This is a genomic window from Micromonospora sp. NPDC000316 (assembly GCF_042898885.1).
Taxonomy (GTDB): domain Bacteria; phylum Actinomycetota; class Actinomycetes; order Mycobacteriales; family Micromonosporaceae; genus Micromonospora.
This window is the reverse complement of sequence record NZ_JBIAZG010000015.1, coordinates 105938-122097: the sequence shown is the minus strand read 5'-3', so window position 1 is coordinate 122097 and position 16160 is coordinate 105938. Positions and strand designations below refer to the sequence as shown.

Sequence of the window (16160 nt, the reverse complement as noted above, 5' to 3'; positions counted from 1 at the left end):
GATGGCTGACAACAGTTTGGCGAGCCGCCTCTACAACGGTGAGGCCGGTCTCAACGTCGTCGGCCGGCGCAAGATCTGGTTCGGCGTCGCAGGGGTCCTCGTCCTGATCGCCATCCTCAGCATCTCGATCCGGGGCTTCAGCCTCGGCATCGAGTTCGCCGGCGGCAACTCGTTCTCGGTGCCGGCAAGCGTCGGCACGCTGGACCAGGCCGAGGAAGAGGTCAACGCGGCCCTCGCCGCCCAGAACACGGGCGTCGAGGTGGCCACCGCGCAGCAGGTCGGCGGCACCGGCGGCGACTCCTACGAGTTGCGTACGCCACAGCTCACCGTCGAGCAGACCAACGCGGTGAAGGCCCAGATCGCCGAGGACCTCGGCATCGACCCCGGGCAGATCAGCAGCAACCAGGTAAGTGAGGCGTGGGGCAGCCAGGTCACCGAGCGGGCCGTGCTCGGTCTGGTGGTCTTCATCGCGCTTGTGATGCTCTACCTGATCCTGCGCTTCGAGTGGCGGATGGCCGTCGCGGCCGTCACCTCGCTGCTGTTGAACCTGATCCTCACCGCCGGCATCTACTCGCTCGTCGGCTTCGAGGTCACCCCGTCGACGATCATCGGTTTCCTCACGATCCTGGGCTTCGCGCTCTATGACGTGGTGGTGGTCTTCGACAAGGTGGAGGAGAACACACGGGGCATCACCGCCAACAACAACCAGACGTACGGCGAGGCGGCCAACCTGGCCGTCAACCAGAGCCTCATGCGGTCGCTGAACACGTCGGTCGTGGCGCTGCTGCCCGTCGGTGGTCTGCTCTTCATCGGTGCCGGCCTGCTCGGCGCCGGCACGCTGAAGGACCTCGGCCTGGTGCTGTTCGTCGGTATGGCGATGGCGTTCCTGACCTCCATCCTGGTGGCCACCCCGATGCTGGCGCTGCTGAAGAACTACGACCCGCGGATCCAGGCGCACAACAAGCGGGTGCAGGCCCGCCGGGGTGCGTTGGCCCGTGGCGAGGTCCCCACGAAGGGTGCGGTGAGCCCGGCCCAGGCCGCTGCGGCCGACGCGCCTATCGACCCGGACTCCGCCGCGTTGGCCGGTGCCGCTCCCAAGGTGGGCGCCCGGCCGGCGGGCAAGCGGCCCACCGGTGCCCGGGGCGGTCGCCCGGGTGGCGGCGGCAACCGGCCGGGTGGCGCCAAGCGGCGCTGACCGGCGGGGCACCACGCGGCGCCGGCACCACGCGGCGCTGACAACCCCGGGTAGACCCGGGATGAAATGACCGAACGGCGTCCGGCATGCTGTGCGAGCAGCATTGCCGGACGCCGTCGTCGTTGGAAGGGAAACGGAGCAGCCGTGACGGAGACCCACAGCACCGTGCCGCGCGGGGACAGCGGCCCGGAGGCCGCCCGGCTGGTGGCCAGCCGCGTGCTGGACGTGCCGGACTTCCCCAAGCCGGGTGTCCTGTTCAAGGACCTGATGCCGCTGTTCGCCGACGCCAAGGTGTTCCGCGAGGTGGTCGACGGGATCGTCGAGCACCAGGGCCGGGGCGGCTTCGACGTGGTGGTCGGTATCGAGGCGCGCGGCTTCGTGGTCGCGGCGGCTGTCGCGTACGCGGCCGGGGTGGGCGTGGTGCCGGTGCGCAAGGCCGGCAAGTTGCCCCGCCCGGCGTACTCGGTCTCCTACGCCCTCGAGTACGGCGAGGCCACCCTCGAAGTGCACGAGGACGCCTTCACCGCAGGCCATCGCGTGCTCGTGGTCGACGACGTGCTGGCCACCGGTGGCACCGCCGAGGCGACGCTTGACCTGGTCGAGCGGGCCGGCGGGACCGTCGCCGGCTTCACCGTACTCCTGGAGTTGGGTTTCCTTGGTGGCCGTGAGCGGCTGGCGCCGCGTCCGGTCCATGCCCTGCTGACCGTTTGAGTCGCGGACCGTCGGGCGGACCCCGCGCCGACCGTCCGGCGGAGCGGCAGGGGACCGTCCGTGCGGGTAGCATTGCCCTTTGCTGACGCCGGCGGCACACCGCCCGGCGGCGCGAGACCAGGCCGGCCGACGTACGGCCGGTGTTTTCCCGGCGAGCGGTGAGGAGGCCGGTGTCCCACGATGTCGTCCCTCCGGCGGAGGGCACGGTGCACCCGACAGGCGACGCTGACGGCTCGGTGACCGACCGGAACGCTGACGCTCCGGCCCGGGTGACGGGCTCCGGCAACGGCTCCGGCAGGGCTGCGATCGACGGCACGGCGGTGACGCCCGCAGCCACGGCGGCGGGTGTCGTCGAGGCGTCTCCCAGCGCTGACGGGGCGGTGGTCCCGTTCCCGACCGACGCGGGCGTCGACCCGTCGCCCAGCGGCGGGTTCGGGCTGTCCAACGCGCCCACCGGCCGGCGGGTCCGGGCCCGGCTGGCCCGGTTCAACGCGCCCTGGCAGACCTCGCAGGTAAGCGAGGTGCTGGAGCCGCTCATCGCGAGCCACCGGGAAAACCACCCGAAGGCCGACGCCCGGTTGTTGCAGCGCGCCTTCGACACGGCCGCGCGGTGGCACTCCGGGCAGTACCGCAAGTCCGGCGACCCCTACATCACCCACCCCCTGGCCGTGGCGACGATCCTCGGCAACCTGGGGATGGACACCACCACGCTCGTCGCCGCGCTGCTGCACGACACCATCGAGGACACCGAATACACGCTCGACCAGATGCGCGTCGACTTCGGCGGCGAGGTCGCCCTGCTCGTCGACGGCGTCACCAAGCTGGACAAGGTCAAGCTGGGCGACGCGGCGAAGGCCGAGACCATCCGCAAGATGGTCGTGGCGATGGCCAAGGACCCGCGGGTGCTGGTGATCAAGCTGGCCGACCGGCTGCACAACATGCGCACCCTCACCTTCCTGCCCCGCCCCAAGCAGGAGCAGAAGGCCAAGGAGACCCTGGAGATCCTGGCCCCGCTGGCCCACCGGCTCGGTATGAACACGATCAAGTGGGAGCTGGAGGATCTTGCCTTCGGCACGCTGTTCACCAAGCGGTTCGAGGAGATCAACCGGCTGATCGGGGAGCACCAGCCGCAGCGTGAGGCGCTGCTGCGGCAGGTGACGCAGAAGGTGTCGACAGACCTCAAGGCCGCCAAGATCAAGGCGGACACCACCGGGCGGCCCAAGCACCTCTACTCGATCTACCAGAAGATGATCGTGCGGGGCCGCGACTTCAACGACATCTACGACCTGGTGGGTGTGCGGATCCTCGTCGACACGGTTCGGGACTGCTACGCGGCGCTGGGAGTGATCCACGCCAACTGGCAGCCGGTGCCGGGTCGCTTCAAGGACTACATCGCCATGCCCAAGTTCAACATGTACCAGTCGTTGCACACGACTGTCATCGGGCCCACCGGCAAGCCGGTGGAGATGCAGATCCGCACGTACGCGATGCACCGCACCGCCGAGTTCGGCATCGCCGCGCACTGGAAGTACAAGGAGCACAAGGGCACCCAGATCGTCGGCCCGCCGGCGCACATCGACGAGATGACCTGGCTGCGCCAACTGCTGGACTGGCAGCGTGAGGCCGCCGACCCGAGCGAGTTCCTCGACGCGCTGCGCTTCGACCTGTCCAGCCAGGAGGTGTACGTCTTCACCCCCAAGGGCGACGTCATCCCGCTGCCGACCGGTTCGACGCCCGTGGACTTCGCGTACGCGGTGCACACCGAGGTCGGGCACAAGTGCATAGGCGCGCGGGTCAACGGCAAGCTGGTGCCGCTGGAGTCGACGCTGTCCAACGGCGACGTGATCGAGATCTTCACGTCGAAGTCCGAGACGGCTGGCCCGACGCAGGACTGGCTGGGCTTCGTCAAGAGCCCTCGCGCGCGTACGAAGATCCGGCAGTACTTCAACAAGGAGCGGCGCGAGGAGGCGATCGAGGCCGGCAAGGACGCGATCGTCAAGGCGATGCGCAAGCAGGGCATGCCGTTGCAGCGGATGCTCACCTCCGAGGCGCTGATGTCGATCGCCCGGGACCTGCACCTGGCCGACGTGGCGTCGCTGTACGCGGCGGTCGGCGACAGTCAGGTCTCGGCGCAGTCGGTGGTGCAGAAGCTGATGGCCGCGTACGGCGGCGAGGAGGGCGCGGCGGAGGACATCGCCGAGACCGCCGTCGCCACCCGGCCGCCGCGCAGTCGGCAGAGCAGCAGCGACCCCGGCGTCGTGGTCCGTGGCGTCAGCGACGTCTGGATCAAACTGGCCCGCTGCTGCACCCCTGTCCCACCGGACTCGGTCTTCGGCTTCGTCACCCGCTCCGGCGGGGTGAGCGTGCACCGCGACGACTGCGCAAACGCCGAGGACCTGCGGGCGCAGAGCGAGCGGGTCGTCGAGGTCAGTTGGAAGCTCACGTCCGCCTCGACGTTCCTGGTGGCGATACAGGTCGAGGCACTGGACCGGCACAAGCTGCTCGCGGACGTCACGCGGGTGCTCTCCGACGAGCGGGTCAACATCCTGTCCGCCACCGTCACCACCACCCGCGACCGGGTGGCGGTGAGCCGGTTCAGCTTCGAGATGGCCGACCCGAAGCACCTGGGCCACCTGCTGGCCACCGTCCGCAAGGTCGACGGCGTGTTCGACGCGTACCGGGTCACCTCCGGCGCCTGACGCGTACCCCGCACACGAAAGCGCCCGCCGGCTCAGCCGGCGGGCGCTTCGTCGTGTGCTCGGGCGTCAGCCCTGCGGGTTGCTCATCGTGAGGTCCTTGATGACGATTTCCTTCTTGGGGTGACCGCCACCGGCCTGCTGCGCGAACGCCCCGTCGTCGCCGGCCTTTGCCACGTCCTTGACGATGTCCATGCCGCCGGTGATGGTGCCCAGCACGGTGTACGCCGGGTCCAGCGGCGAGTCACCGTAGACGATGAAGAACTGGCTGCCGGTGCTGCCCGGCTGGCCGGAGTTGGCCATCGCGATGACACCCTCCGGGTACGGCGGGCGCTTGTCGGTGGGCAGGTTCTCCTCGGCCTGACGGTAGGTCGGGCCGCCGGTGCCGTCGGTGTCCCGCCAGCCCTTGCCGGTGGCGCTCGGGTCGCCGCACTGCAGCACCTTGATGCCCTCGGTCACCAGGCGGTGGCACTTGCTGTTGTCGAAGAAGTTCTTCTCCGCGAGGTAGGTGAAGCTGCCCGCCGTGCACGGCACCAGCGAGCGGTCGACCTTTGCGGTGATCGGGCCCAGGTTGGTGTCGATCGTCATGGTCTGCACACCGGTGCTGGACTGCTGGTTGCTGGGCAGCCCGACGTCCTTGATCTGCGGGGACCGCTGGTCAGCGGGCAGTTCGGTGAACGCGCACTCGGACGCGCCGGGCGCCGGGGCGGCGGTCTCGGTCTTGTCGTCGTCGCCGCCGAGGGTCATGGCCAACCAGACGGTGCCGGCGACCACGAGAACCAACGCGGCCCCCGCACCGATGATCGCCTGGGTCTGCCGGCGCTTACGGGCCTTGCCCGCGCGCTCGGCCATCTCCTTCTCGAGCCGGGCGCGTGCGGCCGCGCGCTGCCGCTCTCTGGTTGACGTCACGCCTGGATCCTCCTGGCTGTCTGCTGCGGGGTGTCGCTCGGGTGGGTGGAGCGAGGTGTTCAGCCCGCACTCGGGCTGCTGGCCGGGGCGCTGGCGGGCGACGGTGCCGCGCCGGTGACCGGCTCACCGACCGTGAGGCTCTGGATCACCACGTCGGACTTGGGCCTGACCTGCGCCCCGGTCCCATTGTCCACGGTCGGCAGGGCACCGATCTTCTCCACCACGTCCAGCCCGCCGGTGACCTTGCCGATCACCGGGTACTTCGGGTCGGTGGTGGTGAAGTCCTTGAAGAAGATCAGGAACTGGCTGCCGTTGTTGCCCGGCGGGTTGGAGATCATCGCCACGGTCCCCTTGGGGTACGTCGGCGGCTGACCGGGCGCCGGGCTGGCCGACGGCGACGCGGACGGCACCGTCGGCACGTCCTCGTCGAAGAACGAGTAGCTCGGGCCACCGAGGCCGGTGCCGCTGGGGTCGCCGCAGCGCAGCGCGCCCTCGGCCGTGATCTCGTGGCACTTGGTGTTGTCGTAGAACGACTGGCTCGCCAGGTGGGCGATGCTCGCGGCGGCACACGGGGAACTGGCCAGGTTGAGCTCGGCGGTGATCGGCGCGCCCTGGTTGGTGGTGACGGTCATCGCCCGGGTGCCCTCGGTGGGCAGGCCCGTGGTCGGCGGTGTGCCCGCCTCCTTGAGGCTTGTGTTGACCGCCGCGTCCTGCGGCGTCCAGATGCAGGTCTCCTCCGCCTTGGCGGTCTGCTCCGGCTCCGAGTCGAAAGCCCCGAGTGCCCAGGCCGAGCCGGCCACGATCACCGCGAGGACCAGGAAGACGCCGACACCGGCCTGGATCTGTCGACGGCGCCGCGTGGCGGCGGCCCGGCGGGCCAACTGCCGGTCGAGCTTGGCCCGCGCGAGTTTGCGCTGCCGGTCCCTGCTGGAAGCCACCGGTGCTCCCCTTCCTCTGCCTGGTCGTCGCCGGCGGCCGGGCGTCCCGGCCCGTCCGGGCGTTCCGTGTGTCGCGCCACACGCCCGCCAGAGTGTACGGCTAGCGACTGGGAATGTGGTCTACGAGGTCCACCCCATCCCGAGCAGCGCTTATCGGACGTTGTCGCTGTGCCCGCCGGGACGTGAGGGACGGACGCGGCAAACCCACTCGCCGGGCCGGTTAGGCTGCTGGGACAGGACGACAGCTCGACGGAAGGACAGCGCCCGTGCTCGTGGCCGGCTTTCCCGCGGACGCCTTCGGCACCAACTGCTACGTGGTGGCGACCGCGCCGGGGGAGCAGTGCGTGGTGGTCGACCCCGGCATCGGGGTGCTCGACCAGCTCGACGACCTGCTCGCCGAGCACCGCCTGCACCCGGCCGCCGTGCTGCTGACCCATGGGCACCTGGACCACACCTTCTCGGTAGCGCCGGTCTGCGGCGCCCGTGGCATCACCGCGTACGTGCACCCCGGCGACCGGGAGATGCTCGCCGACCCGGCCAAGGGCCTGTCGGCCGACCTGGACTCGCTCTTCGGCGGTCGGTTGAGCTACAGCGATCCGGACGACGTGGCGGAGCTGATCGACGGCGCCACCCTCACCCTCGCCGGCCTGGAGATCGCCGTCGACCACGCACCGGGCCATACCGGCGGGTCGGTGCTGTTCCGGCTGCCCGGCGCGGGCTCGGGCTGGGAGGCCGACGAGATCTGCCTCTCCGGCGACGTGCTCTTCGCCGGGTCGATCGGCCGCACCGACCTGCCGGGCGGGAGCATGCCGGCCATGCTCACAAGCCTGCGCGACAAGATCCTCCCGCTGGCCGACGACACGGTCGTCCTGCCCGGGCACGGCCCCGGCACCACAATCGGCCGCGAACGCGCCAGCAACCCGTACCTCATCGAGGTGGCGGGGCAGGCGCCGGCCGCGCCCACCCGGGGTCTCTAGTCCTCGTCCGCGCCGCGCGCGGACCCACGACCGCACCGCGCCGTCACGCGCGACCGCAAGGAGTACGCGATGAACAAGCCCATGCCCATCTCCGGTTTCCCGGAGTGGACCCCCGGTCAGCGGATGATCGAGCAGTTCGTGCTCGACAAGATCCGGACCACCTTCGAGCTGTACGGCTTCGCCCCGCTGGAGACCCGCGCGGTGGAACCCCTCGATCAACTGCTGCGCAAGGGCGAGACCTCCAAGGAGGTCTACGTGATCCGGCGGCTGCACGCCGACGCCGAGGGCGCGGCAGGTGACGACCAGCTCGGCCTGCACTTCGACCTGACCGTGCCGTTCGCCAGGTACGTGCTGGAGAACGCCGGCAAGCTGGCCTTCCCGTTCCGCCGCTACCAGATCCAGAAGGTGTGGCGGGGCGAGCGGCCGCAGGAGGGGCGCTACCGGGAGTTCGTCCAGGCGGACATCGACATCGTCGACCGGGACACCCTGGCCCCTCACCACGAGGCCGAGATCCCGCTGGTGATCGGGGACGCGCTGCGGTCCCTCCCGATCCCGCCGGTGACCATCCAGGTCAACAACCGCAAGGTCTGCGAGGGGTTCTACCGGGGCATCGGGCTGACCGACCCGGAGGCGGCGCTTCGTGCCGTCGACAAGCTCGACAAGATCGGCCCGGCGAAGGTGGCCGAGCTGCTGGCCCAGACCGCCGGTGCGAGCGAGGCGCAGGCCAAGGCGTGCCTGGCGCTTGCCGAGATCTCCGCTCCGGACGCGTCGTTCGCCGACGCCGTCCGCGCGCTAGGGGTGACCGACCCGCTGCTCGACGAGGGCATCGAGGAGTTGGTCCGGGTCGTCGAGACCGCCGCCGAGCACTCGCCGGGCCTGTGCGTGGCGGACCTGCGCATCGCCCGTGGCCTGGATTACTACACAGGCACGGTGTACGAGACCCAGCTGCGCGGCTACGAGCGGTTCGGCTCGATCTGCTCCGGCGGCCGGTACGACAGCCTGGCCAGCCTCGGCGCCACCTCGTTCCCCGGGGTGGGGATCTCGATCGGCGTGACCCGGCTGCTCGGGTTGCTCTTCGGCGCGGGCGAGCTGTCGATCTCGCGGGAGGTGCCGACCGCCGTGCTGGTGGCGGTGACCGGCGAGGAGCAGCGTGCGGCAAGCAACCGGGTGGCCGAGGCGCTGCGGCGGCGCGGGGTGCCGACCGAGGTGTCGCCAAACGCGGCGAAGTTCGGCAAGCAGATCCGCTATGCCGAGCGACGCGGCATCCCGTACGTCTGGTTCCCGGGCGTCGACGGAGCGCCGGGCGAGGTGAAGGACATCCGCTCAGGTGAGCAGGTCACGGCCGACGCGGGGGAGTGGATGCCGCCCGCCGAGGACCGCACGCCGAGAGTCAACTGAGTCTCACCACTGGCGCACACGGCCGCGGGGACCTACGGTAGCGTAAGTTACGCCACCGTAGGGAGTTTCTCGTGACCATGGGCACCACACTGAGCCAGACCGCACTCCTCGTCGAGCTGGAGCCGGTTGTCGCACGCAACCTGGACCGCCACCTCTCGCTCGCCAAGGAGTGGTTCCCGCACGAGTACGTGCCGTGGAGCGAGGGGCGCACCTTCGACGGGCCGCTCAATGGTGAGGCGTGGTCGCCGACCGACTCGACAATCCCGGACGTCGCCCGCACGGCGCTCATCGTCAACCTGCTGACCGAGGACAACCTGCCCTCGTACCACCACGAGATCGCCACCCTGTTCGGTCGCGACGGCGCGTGGGGCACCTGGGTGCACAGGTGGACCGCGGAGGAGGGCCGGCACGGCACCGCCATCCGCGACTACCTGACCGTCACCCGGGCGGTCGATCCGGTGGCGCTGGAGCGGGCCCGGATGACGCACATGTCCGCCGGCTACGTAAACGTCCACGACGACGAGGTGCTGCACTCGCTGGCGTACGTCTCCTTCCAGGAGCTCGCCACCCGCATCTCGCACCGCAACACCGGCAAGGCCACCGGCGACCCCGCCTGCGAGGCGCTGCTGGCCCGGGTGGCCGCCGACGAGAACCTGCACATGGTCTTCTACCGCAACCTGCTCGCCGCCGCGTTCGAGCTGGCGCCCAGCCAGGCCATGCGGGCCGTCGCCGACGTGGTGGCCAACTTCCAGATGCCGGGCAACGGCATCGACGGCTTCGCCCGCAAGTCGGTGGCGATCGCCCTGGCCGGCATCTACGACCTGCGTCAGCACCGCGACGAGGTGCTCCAGCCGGTGCTGCGCCAGTGGGACGTGTTCAACGTGACAGGTCTGAACGCCGACGGCGAAGCCGCCCGCGAACAGCTGGCCACCCAGCTCGACGAGCTGGACCGGGCCGCGAGCCGCTTCGAAGAGAAGCGCGACGCCCGAGCCGCCCGCCTAGCCCTCCGCTAACCCGGCGCTCAGCCCGCCGCACCCCGCGCGCCCCGAAGCCCGGCACCCCCGGGCGTCCGCGCTCTCGCGCGCCACCCCCACTCCCGCGCTCTCGCGCGCCACCCCACTCCCGCGATCTTGCAGTTTGTGCCCCGGCAAATCGGTGCAGAGCGCCTATTTCGGCGACCGAAACTGCAAGATCGCGGGGGTGAGGGGTGGGGGTGTGGGGGTGTGGGGGTGGGGGGGTTAGGGCAGGGGGTAGATGAGGCAGGTGCTTGTGGCGTGGGCTATCAGGCGGTTGTCGGCGTCGGTGAGGCGTGCTTCGGCCAGGGCTGTGCGGCGGCCACGTTGCAGCACGGTGCCCTCGCAGCGCAGCGTGCCGCTGTCGACCGTGACCGGGCGGAGGAACTTGACGTTCAGGTCCAGCGAGGTGTAGCCCACGCCAGCGGGCAGCGTGGTGTGCACGGCGCAGGCGGCGGCGGTGTCCAACATCGTCGAGATGACACCGCCGTGGACGGTGCCCAGCGGGTTGTAGTGGAACTCCTGCGGGATCAACTCGATGGCGACGCGGCCCTCTTCGGCCTCCATCCGCCCCATGTCGATGAGGTCCATCACCGGCGGACCGGCCAGCTCTCCGGCGATCATCGCGCGGAGCAGTTCGATGCCGCTGCGCCGCCCCACCTGCGCGGCGTTGGTCGCTGGGTCCGACCATGTGAAGGTACGGCTGCGCGCCGGCTCCTGGGTCTGTGTCATGGACGCAGCCTCGCAGTCGATTGCTGAGTCTGTCAATTAGACCTAGCCTGGTCGGATGAGGCCTGCGGCACTGGACTGGTCGGTGGAGAACTGCACAATCGCCCGCGCGATGGAGATCCTCGGCGAGCGGTGGACGCTTGTGGTGCTCCGCGAGGTCTTCAACGGAGTACGACGCTTCGACGACATGCGGGTACGCACCGGGATTCCACGTCAGGTGCTCACCAACCGGCTTGCCGTTCTGGTGGAGCGGGGCGTCCTGCGGCGCGAGCCGTACCAGGAGCCGGGCAGTCGGTCACGCCACGAGTACCGGCTGACCGAGATGGGCCTCGCCCTGTGGCCGGTGCTGGTCGCCGTGCTCGGCTGGGGCGACCGGTACCTCGCCGACCCGGAGGGCTCGCCGCTGAGGGTGGAGCACCGCGACTGCGGCGCCGAGGTGCGCGTCGAGCTGCGCTGCGCCGAGGGACACGAACTGGCCGAGCCCCGCGAGGTGCAGCCCCGACCGGGCCCCGGTGCGCGCCGCCGCATCCCCTGACACCGCCTGCCCGCCCGCCTGCCCGCCTGCCCGCCTGCCCGCCTGCCCGCCTGCCCGCCTGCGGCCCCGCGCCGCGACGTTGTGCTGCGCCGCGTCGACGCGCCATGCGTCGACGTGGTCGGCCATCCGGCGGGCTTGTGGGCTGAGCGAGGTCGATCCCGCGTTGGTCCGGGTTCGGTTGTGGCGCGAAACGTGCCCTGCGGCGGACGGTGTCCGAAACGGATCCGGCGGTCGTTCGGTGTGACGGTAGCTGTCCGCCAGCGTGTCGGTGGTGTTGCGGCTATGTCACCGGTGAAGGTCGACTAATTCGGGCGAAACCAAGTCTTGTCAATGATCTTAAGTATGTGAATACTTCAGTTCACTCGGACGGTTTTCCCAGATCGGCCGGGTTGCCCTCGGGTCAGCCGGCCTTGGCGAGACCCGTTCTCCCCCGCCCAGGAGGTTTGTTACATGCGACCCACGAGGTCCTCATTCCGCGTTGCGGCAACCGTCGCCGTGAGCGGAACCCTGGTCGTCGGCTCGCTCATCGGCGCCCCCGCCCATGCCGCCCCCGCCGCCTCGCCCGACGCCGCCGCCGCCCTCTCCGCTCAGCTCGGTGACCGCTCCGCCGGTTCGTACATCGACGCCAGCGGCAAGACCGTCGTGACCGTCACCGACGCCGCCGCAGCGCGCAAGGCGAGCAACGCCGGGGCCACCGTCCGCTACGTCACCCGGGGCTCAGCCGAGCTCAACCGGGCCACCGCCGAGCTGGAGCGGTCCGCGAAGATCCCGGGCACCGCCTGGTGGAGCGACCCGGTCACGAACCAGGTCGTCGTCTCCGTCGACAGCACCGTCACCGGCGCCAAGCTGGAGCGGGTCAAGGCCGCCGCGGCGCGCGCCAACGGCGCGGTGCGGGTCGAAGCCGAGGCCGGCGTGCTGAGCACCCGGATCTCGGGTGGTCAGGCCATCTACGCCGGCGGCGGCGGGCGCTGCTCGCTCGGCTTCAACGTGCGCAGCGGCAGCACCTACTACTTCGTGACCGCCGGGCACTGCACCAACATCTCGTCGAGCTGGTACTCGAACTCCGGCCAGACCGCGCTGCTGGGCACCCGGACCGGCACCAGCTTCCCGGGTAACGACTACGGCATCGTGCGGCACAGCAACTCCGCAAACGCCGCCGGCAACGTCTCGCTCTACAACGGCAGCTTCCGGGACATCACCGGCTCCGGCAACGCCTCGGTCGGCCAGTCGGTGCAGCGCTCCGGCAGCACCACCGGCCTGCGCAGCGGTTCGGTGAACGCGACGAACGCCACGGTGAACTACGCCGAGGGCTCGGTCTCCGGTCTGATCCGTACCAACGTCTGCGCCGAGCCGGGCGACAGCGGCGGCTCGCTGTTCGCCGGCGGCACCGCCCTGGGCCTGACCTCCGGTGGTAGCGGCAACTGCCGCACCGGCGGCACGACCTTCTTCCAGCCCGTCACCGAGGCCCTGAGCCGCTACGGCGTCAGCGTCTTCTGATCCACGCACCGCAAACGGGCCGCCGGAGCACTCCGGCGGCCCGTTCGCTGTCCCAACCCGTGACAGGCAGCACCGCGCGACCGCCAGCGGCTCACGGCGTGCCAGGGCGGCGACCGCCGGCGGCCGGTCAGTGTGGTGAGGGCAGGCGGCGGGTCAGTGCGGCGAGCACGGCGGCAAGCGGTACGACCGCCTCGGCGGCCGCCACCAGCCGCTCCGTCAGCCCGATCCATGCGCCGTCGGTGAAGTACTCGACGGCGAACCAGCCGAGTAGCCCCAGCAGGAGCGCCGTCACCGCGAGCGCTGCCCAGCGGGTGGGTCCGTGCCGGCCCGGCCCGTGTTGATCCCGGCCGACCGGCCGCGTCGACCGCCAGGGCACGGCCAGGGCGGGCCACACGGCCAACGCCCCGAACGCCAGAGCGGCGGCGACGACGTGGGTGATCGACCCGTCCGGGCGCTGCGGGAAGACGACGAGCACCAGGGTGGCAAGTCCGCCGAGCGCGAGCAGCCCACGGCCCGCAGGTGCGGCGGTGACCAGACCGAGCGCGGTCAGCAGGTGGCAGAGGCCCAGGCCGGCCAGCCCGACCGTCATGATCCAACGATTGTCCGCGTCGGTCGCGGCAAGCGCGCTGATGGTCTGCCGGACAGGATCGAACCCGTCTGGCTGGGCGGCCTGCGCCACCGTCCAGCCTCCGACGAGGAACAGTGGCGCGCCACCGGCTGACAGCAGGGCCCAGCGGGGAACGACCGACATCGCGTGATCGTAGCGGTGCGGCCGGCGGCGACACCGGGGCCAGCACGGCTGGGACGGCTGGCTCCCGACACAGTCATCGCAGGGGTGCGGTGACGGCTCAGGGCAGCGGATCGGAGCGTCGCGTGGTGGGGCCGGGCGGTGGCAGAAGCGGATCCGGGGAGACGACACCGCTCATGGGCAGGGCCGGGCCGACGGTGGTGGTGCCACCGGTGGCCCAGGCGAGGTGCGCCCGTCGGGCCGACAGCACCGCGAACAGGGGCCAGAGCGACACGGCCACCGCCGTCACCCGCTCGGCAAGGCCCGTCCGTGACCCGCTCGTCACCTCGAACGCGGACCAGCCGAAGAGGGCCAGCAGCACGGCCGTCGCGCCGAGACCCACCCCTCGACGGAACGCCCACGGCGGCTGCGGTGCCGACGGGTGCGCGTCGTCCCGACCGCGTGGCAGCCGCAGCGCCGAGCCAGCCGGCCAGAGCGCCAGGGCCAGAACGGCGACGGTCGCCGCGATGCCGTGGCTGAGCGAACCGCCCACCGGCGGCCGGGGAAACGCCACAAGCGCGACGGTGGCCACTCCACCGATCGCGAGCAGGAATCGACTGGGCAGCCCTGCCGCGTGCAGCACGGCGGCCACCGCCAGATAGCAGCAGCCCAGCAGCACCAGGGAGGTGACCATGATCCAGGCGTCGGTGGCGTCCTGCCCCGCCAACTCGCTGATGGTGTCGCGGATCGGGTCGTACCCGGCGGGTTGCCGGGTCTCCGCGACCGTCCAGCCGGCCACCAGCACCAGCGGCGCGGCCGCCGCCGTGGCGACTGCCCAGTTCGGTACGGCGCGCATTTCGCCACGTTAACCAAGACGCCGGGCCCGCGAGCATGGTTCGCCGGTCCGCCCACCTGCGAATCGCCCCGGGCTGCCGGGTGCCCCCGAAAGAGACCGGCCGCCCCTGACAGAATGCGGAAGAGGACTGTTCCACGATGAGGAGTTGCCAGCCGTGATCCGTACCCACAATGCCGGAAGCCTGCGCGCGACGGACGCCGGCACGACGGTGACGCTCGCCGGGTGGGTGGCCCGCCGGCGCGACCACGGCGGCGTCATCTTCGTCGACCTGCGCGACGGCTCCGGCGTGGTCCAGGTGGTGTTCCGCGAAGAGGACGCGCACGCGCTGCGCAACGAGTTCTGTGTGAAGGTCACCGGCGAGGTGACCCGCCGCCCCGAGGGCAACGAGAACCCGGAGCTGCCCACCGGCGAGGTCGAGGTGACAGCAACCGAGCTGGAGGTGCTCTCCGAGGCGGCCCCGCTGCCGCTGCCGGTGGACGACCAGATCGAGGCCGGCGACGACCTGCGGCTGCGGTACCGCTACCTGGACCTGCGCCGCAGTGGCCCGGCGAACGCGCTGCGGCTGCGCTCGCGCGCCAGTCACCTCGCCCGGGGCGTGCTGCACGAGCGCGACTTCCTGGAGATCGAGACGCCGACCCTCACCCGCTCGACGCCCGAAGGCGCCCGCGACTTCCTGGTGCCGGTGCGGTTGCAGCCCGGCAGCTGGTACGCGCTGCCGCAGTCGCCGCAGCTGTTCAAGCAGCTGCTGATGGTCGGCGGCATGGAGCGGTACTACCAGATCGCCCGCTGCTACCGCGACGAGGACTTCCGCGCCGACCGGCAGCCGGAGTTCACCCAGCTCGACATCGAGATGTCCTTCGTGACCGAGGACGACGTCATCGACCTCGGCGAGGCGATCGTCTCGGCGCTCTGGAAGGACCTGGCCGGGCACGAGATCACCCGGCCGATCCCGCGGATCACCTGGCACGACGCGATGGCCCGGTACGGCTCCGACAAGCCGGACCTGCGCTACGGCGTCGAGCTGACCGAGCTGACCGACTACCTGCGCGGCACGCAGTTCCGGGTGTTCGCCGGCGCGATCGACGCGGGCGGCTACGTCGGCGCTGTGGTCATGCCGGGCGGCGCGTCGCAGACCCGCAAGGAGCTGGACGGCTGGCAGGACTGGGCCAAGGCGCGCGGCGCTCGTGGCCTTGCGTACGTGGTGCTGGACGCCGAGACCGGCGAGGCGCGCGGCCCGGTGGCCAAGAACCTCTCCGCCGAGCACCTGGGTGGGCTCGCCGACGCGGTCGGCGCCAAGCCGGGCGACGCGGTGTTCTTCGCCGCCAGCACGAACACCCGTGAGGCGCAGGAGCTGCTGGGTGCGGCCCGTGTCGAGATCGCCAAGCGGGCCGGCCTGATCGACGAGAGCGCCTGGGCGTTCTGCTGGGTTGTCGACGCGCCCATGTTCGAGAAGACGGACGAGGGCGGTTGGACGGCCGTGCACCACCCGTTCACCTCGCCGAACGCCGAGTGGGTGGACCGGTTCGAGGAGGCCCCGGACCGGGCGCTCGCGTACGCGTACGACATCGTCTGCAACGGCAACGAGATCGGCGGCGGCTCGATCCGTATCCACAGGGGTGACGTGCAGAAGCGGGTCTTCGACCTGCTCGGCATCACCCCGGAGGAGGCGCAGGACAAGTTCGGCTTCCTGCTGGAGGCGTTCAAGTACGGCGCCCCGCCGCACGGCGGCATCGCGTTCGGCTGGGACCGGGTCTGCATGCTGCTCGCCGGCGCGGACTCGATCCGCGAGGTGATCGCGTTCCCGAAGACCCGTGGCGGCTTCGACCCGCTGACCGGCGCGCCGACGCCGATCACCGGCCAGCAGCGCACCGAGGCCGGCATCGACGCCAAGCCCAAGCCGCAGGCGGCCCCCCACACCGGCACCGCCGGCCCTGCAGCCCCGGTAGCCGACCCGGTCTAAGCCCCACCCCAGCTTGGTT

14 protein-coding genes are annotated in these 16160 nt (G+C 71.0%); 9 read left to right on the top strand and 5 right to left on the bottom strand.

All coding sequences use genetic code 11. The features are described 5' to 3' along the window. The first annotated feature begins 1 nt into the window (after window position 1). The 3 genes from secF to ACFY2Q_RS24395 all read left to right on the top strand — a co-directional run bounded on the left by secF (window position 2) and on the right by ACFY2Q_RS24395 (window position 4605). The gene (gene secF, locus ACFY2Q_RS24405) at window positions 2–1195 is read left to right on the top strand and encodes a protein translocase subunit SecF (protein ID WP_387133844.1); all 1194 of its coding nucleotides are present in this window, start codon (window positions 2–4) and stop codon (window positions 1193–1195) included. 144 nt (window positions 1196–1339) lie between these two features. Then, window positions 1340–1906 (top strand): adenine phosphoribosyltransferase, encoded by a 567-nt coding sequence (locus tag ACFY2Q_RS24400; RefSeq protein ID WP_387133842.1) that lies wholly within the window; start codon window positions 1340–1342, stop codon window positions 1904–1906. Window positions 1907–2076: 170 nt separating this feature from the next. Next, entirely contained in the window at window positions 2077–4605 is a 2529-nt protein-coding gene (locus tag ACFY2Q_RS24395) for a RelA/SpoT family protein (RefSeq protein ID WP_387133840.1), read from the top strand. A gap of 66 nt (window positions 4606–4671) precedes the next feature. Here the strand turns inward: ACFY2Q_RS24395 and ACFY2Q_RS24390 are convergent, their stop codons facing one another. Then, a complete protein-coding gene (locus tag ACFY2Q_RS24390; RefSeq protein WP_387133839.1) occupies window positions 4672–5511 on the bottom strand; it encodes a peptidylprolyl isomerase in 840 nt (279 codons plus the stop codon). A gap of 59 nt (window positions 5512–5570) precedes the next feature. Then, a complete protein-coding gene (locus ACFY2Q_RS24385) occupies window positions 5571–6449 on the bottom strand; it encodes a peptidylprolyl isomerase (RefSeq protein WP_387133838.1) in 879 nt (292 codons plus the stop codon). 266 nt (window positions 6450–6715) lie between these two features. Here ACFY2Q_RS24385 and ACFY2Q_RS24380 point away from each other — a divergent pair, with 266 nt between their 5' ends. The 3 genes from ACFY2Q_RS24380 to ACFY2Q_RS24370 all read left to right on the top strand — a co-directional run bounded on the left by ACFY2Q_RS24380 (window position 6716) and on the right by ACFY2Q_RS24370 (window position 9837). After that, complete coding sequence (locus ACFY2Q_RS24380) at window positions 6716–7426, top strand: MBL fold metallo-hydrolase (RefSeq protein WP_387133836.1); 711 nt, start codon at window positions 6716–6718, stop codon at window positions 7424–7426. A gap of 69 nt (window positions 7427–7495) precedes the next feature. Continuing rightward, window positions 7496–8824 (top strand): histidine--tRNA ligase, encoded by a 1329-nt coding sequence (gene hisS / locus ACFY2Q_RS24375; protein WP_387133835.1) that lies wholly within the window; start codon window positions 7496–7498, stop codon window positions 8822–8824. 77 nt (window positions 8825–8901) lie between these two features. Then, window positions 8902–9837 (top strand): acyl-ACP desaturase, encoded by a 936-nt coding sequence (locus ACFY2Q_RS24370; RefSeq protein ID WP_387133887.1) that lies wholly within the window; start codon window positions 8902–8904, stop codon window positions 9835–9837. Window positions 9838–10062: 225 nt separating this feature from the next. Here ACFY2Q_RS24370 and ACFY2Q_RS24365 read toward each other — a convergent pair whose 3' ends face one another. Continuing rightward, window positions 10063–10569: a PaaI family thioesterase gene (locus tag ACFY2Q_RS24365; RefSeq protein WP_387133833.1), complete on the bottom strand. Its 507-nt coding sequence runs from the start codon at window positions 10567–10569 to the stop codon at window positions 10063–10065. Window positions 10570–10624: 55 nt separating this feature from the next. Between ACFY2Q_RS24365 and ACFY2Q_RS24360 the strand changes: the two genes are divergently transcribed. Continuing rightward, window positions 10625–11101, top strand: coding sequence for a winged helix-turn-helix transcriptional regulator (locus ACFY2Q_RS24360; RefSeq protein WP_387133832.1), 477 nt, complete (start codon window positions 10625–10627; stop codon window positions 11099–11101). Window positions 11102–11551: 450 nt separating this feature from the next. After that, window positions 11552–12598: a S1 family peptidase gene (locus tag ACFY2Q_RS24355; protein ID WP_387133830.1), complete on the top strand. Its 1047-nt coding sequence runs from the start codon at window positions 11552–11554 to the stop codon at window positions 12596–12598. 127 nt (window positions 12599–12725) lie between these two features. Here the strand turns inward: ACFY2Q_RS24355 and ACFY2Q_RS24350 are convergent, their stop codons facing one another. Next, window positions 12726–13349 carry a DUF998 domain-containing protein gene (locus ACFY2Q_RS24350; protein WP_387133828.1) on the bottom strand — a complete coding sequence of 208 codons (624 nt, stop codon included), beginning with the start codon at window positions 13347–13349 and terminating at the stop codon, window positions 12726–12728. A gap of 97 nt (window positions 13350–13446) precedes the next feature. Further along, window positions 13447–14181 (bottom strand): DUF998 domain-containing protein, encoded by a 735-nt coding sequence (locus tag ACFY2Q_RS24345; protein ID WP_387133827.1) that lies wholly within the window; start codon window positions 14179–14181, stop codon window positions 13447–13449. A 154-nt stretch (window positions 14182–14335) separates the two neighbouring features. Here ACFY2Q_RS24345 and aspS point away from each other — a divergent pair, with 154 nt between their 5' ends. Beyond that, the gene (gene aspS, locus ACFY2Q_RS24340; RefSeq protein ID WP_387133825.1) at window positions 14336–16141 is read left to right on the top strand and encodes an aspartate--tRNA ligase; all 1806 of its coding nucleotides are present in this window, start codon (window positions 14336–14338) and stop codon (window positions 16139–16141) included. Window positions 16142–16160 lie beyond the last annotated feature (19 nt).

Excerpts from the sequence above, each read along its gene's own strand:
- ACFY2Q_RS24370 (WP_387133887.1), top strand. The coding sequence starts at position 8,902 with ATGGGCACCACACTGAGCCAGACCGCACTCCTCGTCGAGCTGGAGCCG.
- hisS (WP_387133835.1), top strand. The coding sequence starts at position 7,496 with ATGAACAAGCCCATGCCCATCTCCGGTTTCCCGGAGTGGACCCCCGGT.
- secF (WP_387133844.1), top strand. The coding sequence starts at position 2 with ATGGCTGACAACAGTTTGGCGAGCCGCCTCTACAACGGTGAGGCCGGT.
- ACFY2Q_RS24360 (WP_387133832.1), top strand. The coding sequence starts at position 10,625 with ATGAGGCCTGCGGCACTGGACTGGTCGGTGGAGAACTGCACAATCGCC.
- ACFY2Q_RS24365 (WP_387133833.1), bottom strand. The coding sequence starts at position 10,569 with ATGACACAGACCCAGGAGCCGGCGCGCAGCCGTACCTTCACATGGTCG.
- ACFY2Q_RS24345 (WP_387133827.1), bottom strand. The coding sequence starts at position 14,181 with ATGCGCGCCGTACCGAACTGGGCAGTCGCCACGGCGGCGGCCGCGCCG.
- ACFY2Q_RS24355 (WP_387133830.1), top strand. The coding sequence starts at position 11,552 with ATGCGACCCACGAGGTCCTCATTCCGCGTTGCGGCAACCGTCGCCGTG.
- ACFY2Q_RS24350 (WP_387133828.1), bottom strand. The coding sequence starts at position 13,349 with ATGTCGGTCGTTCCCCGCTGGGCCCTGCTGTCAGCCGGTGGCGCGCCA.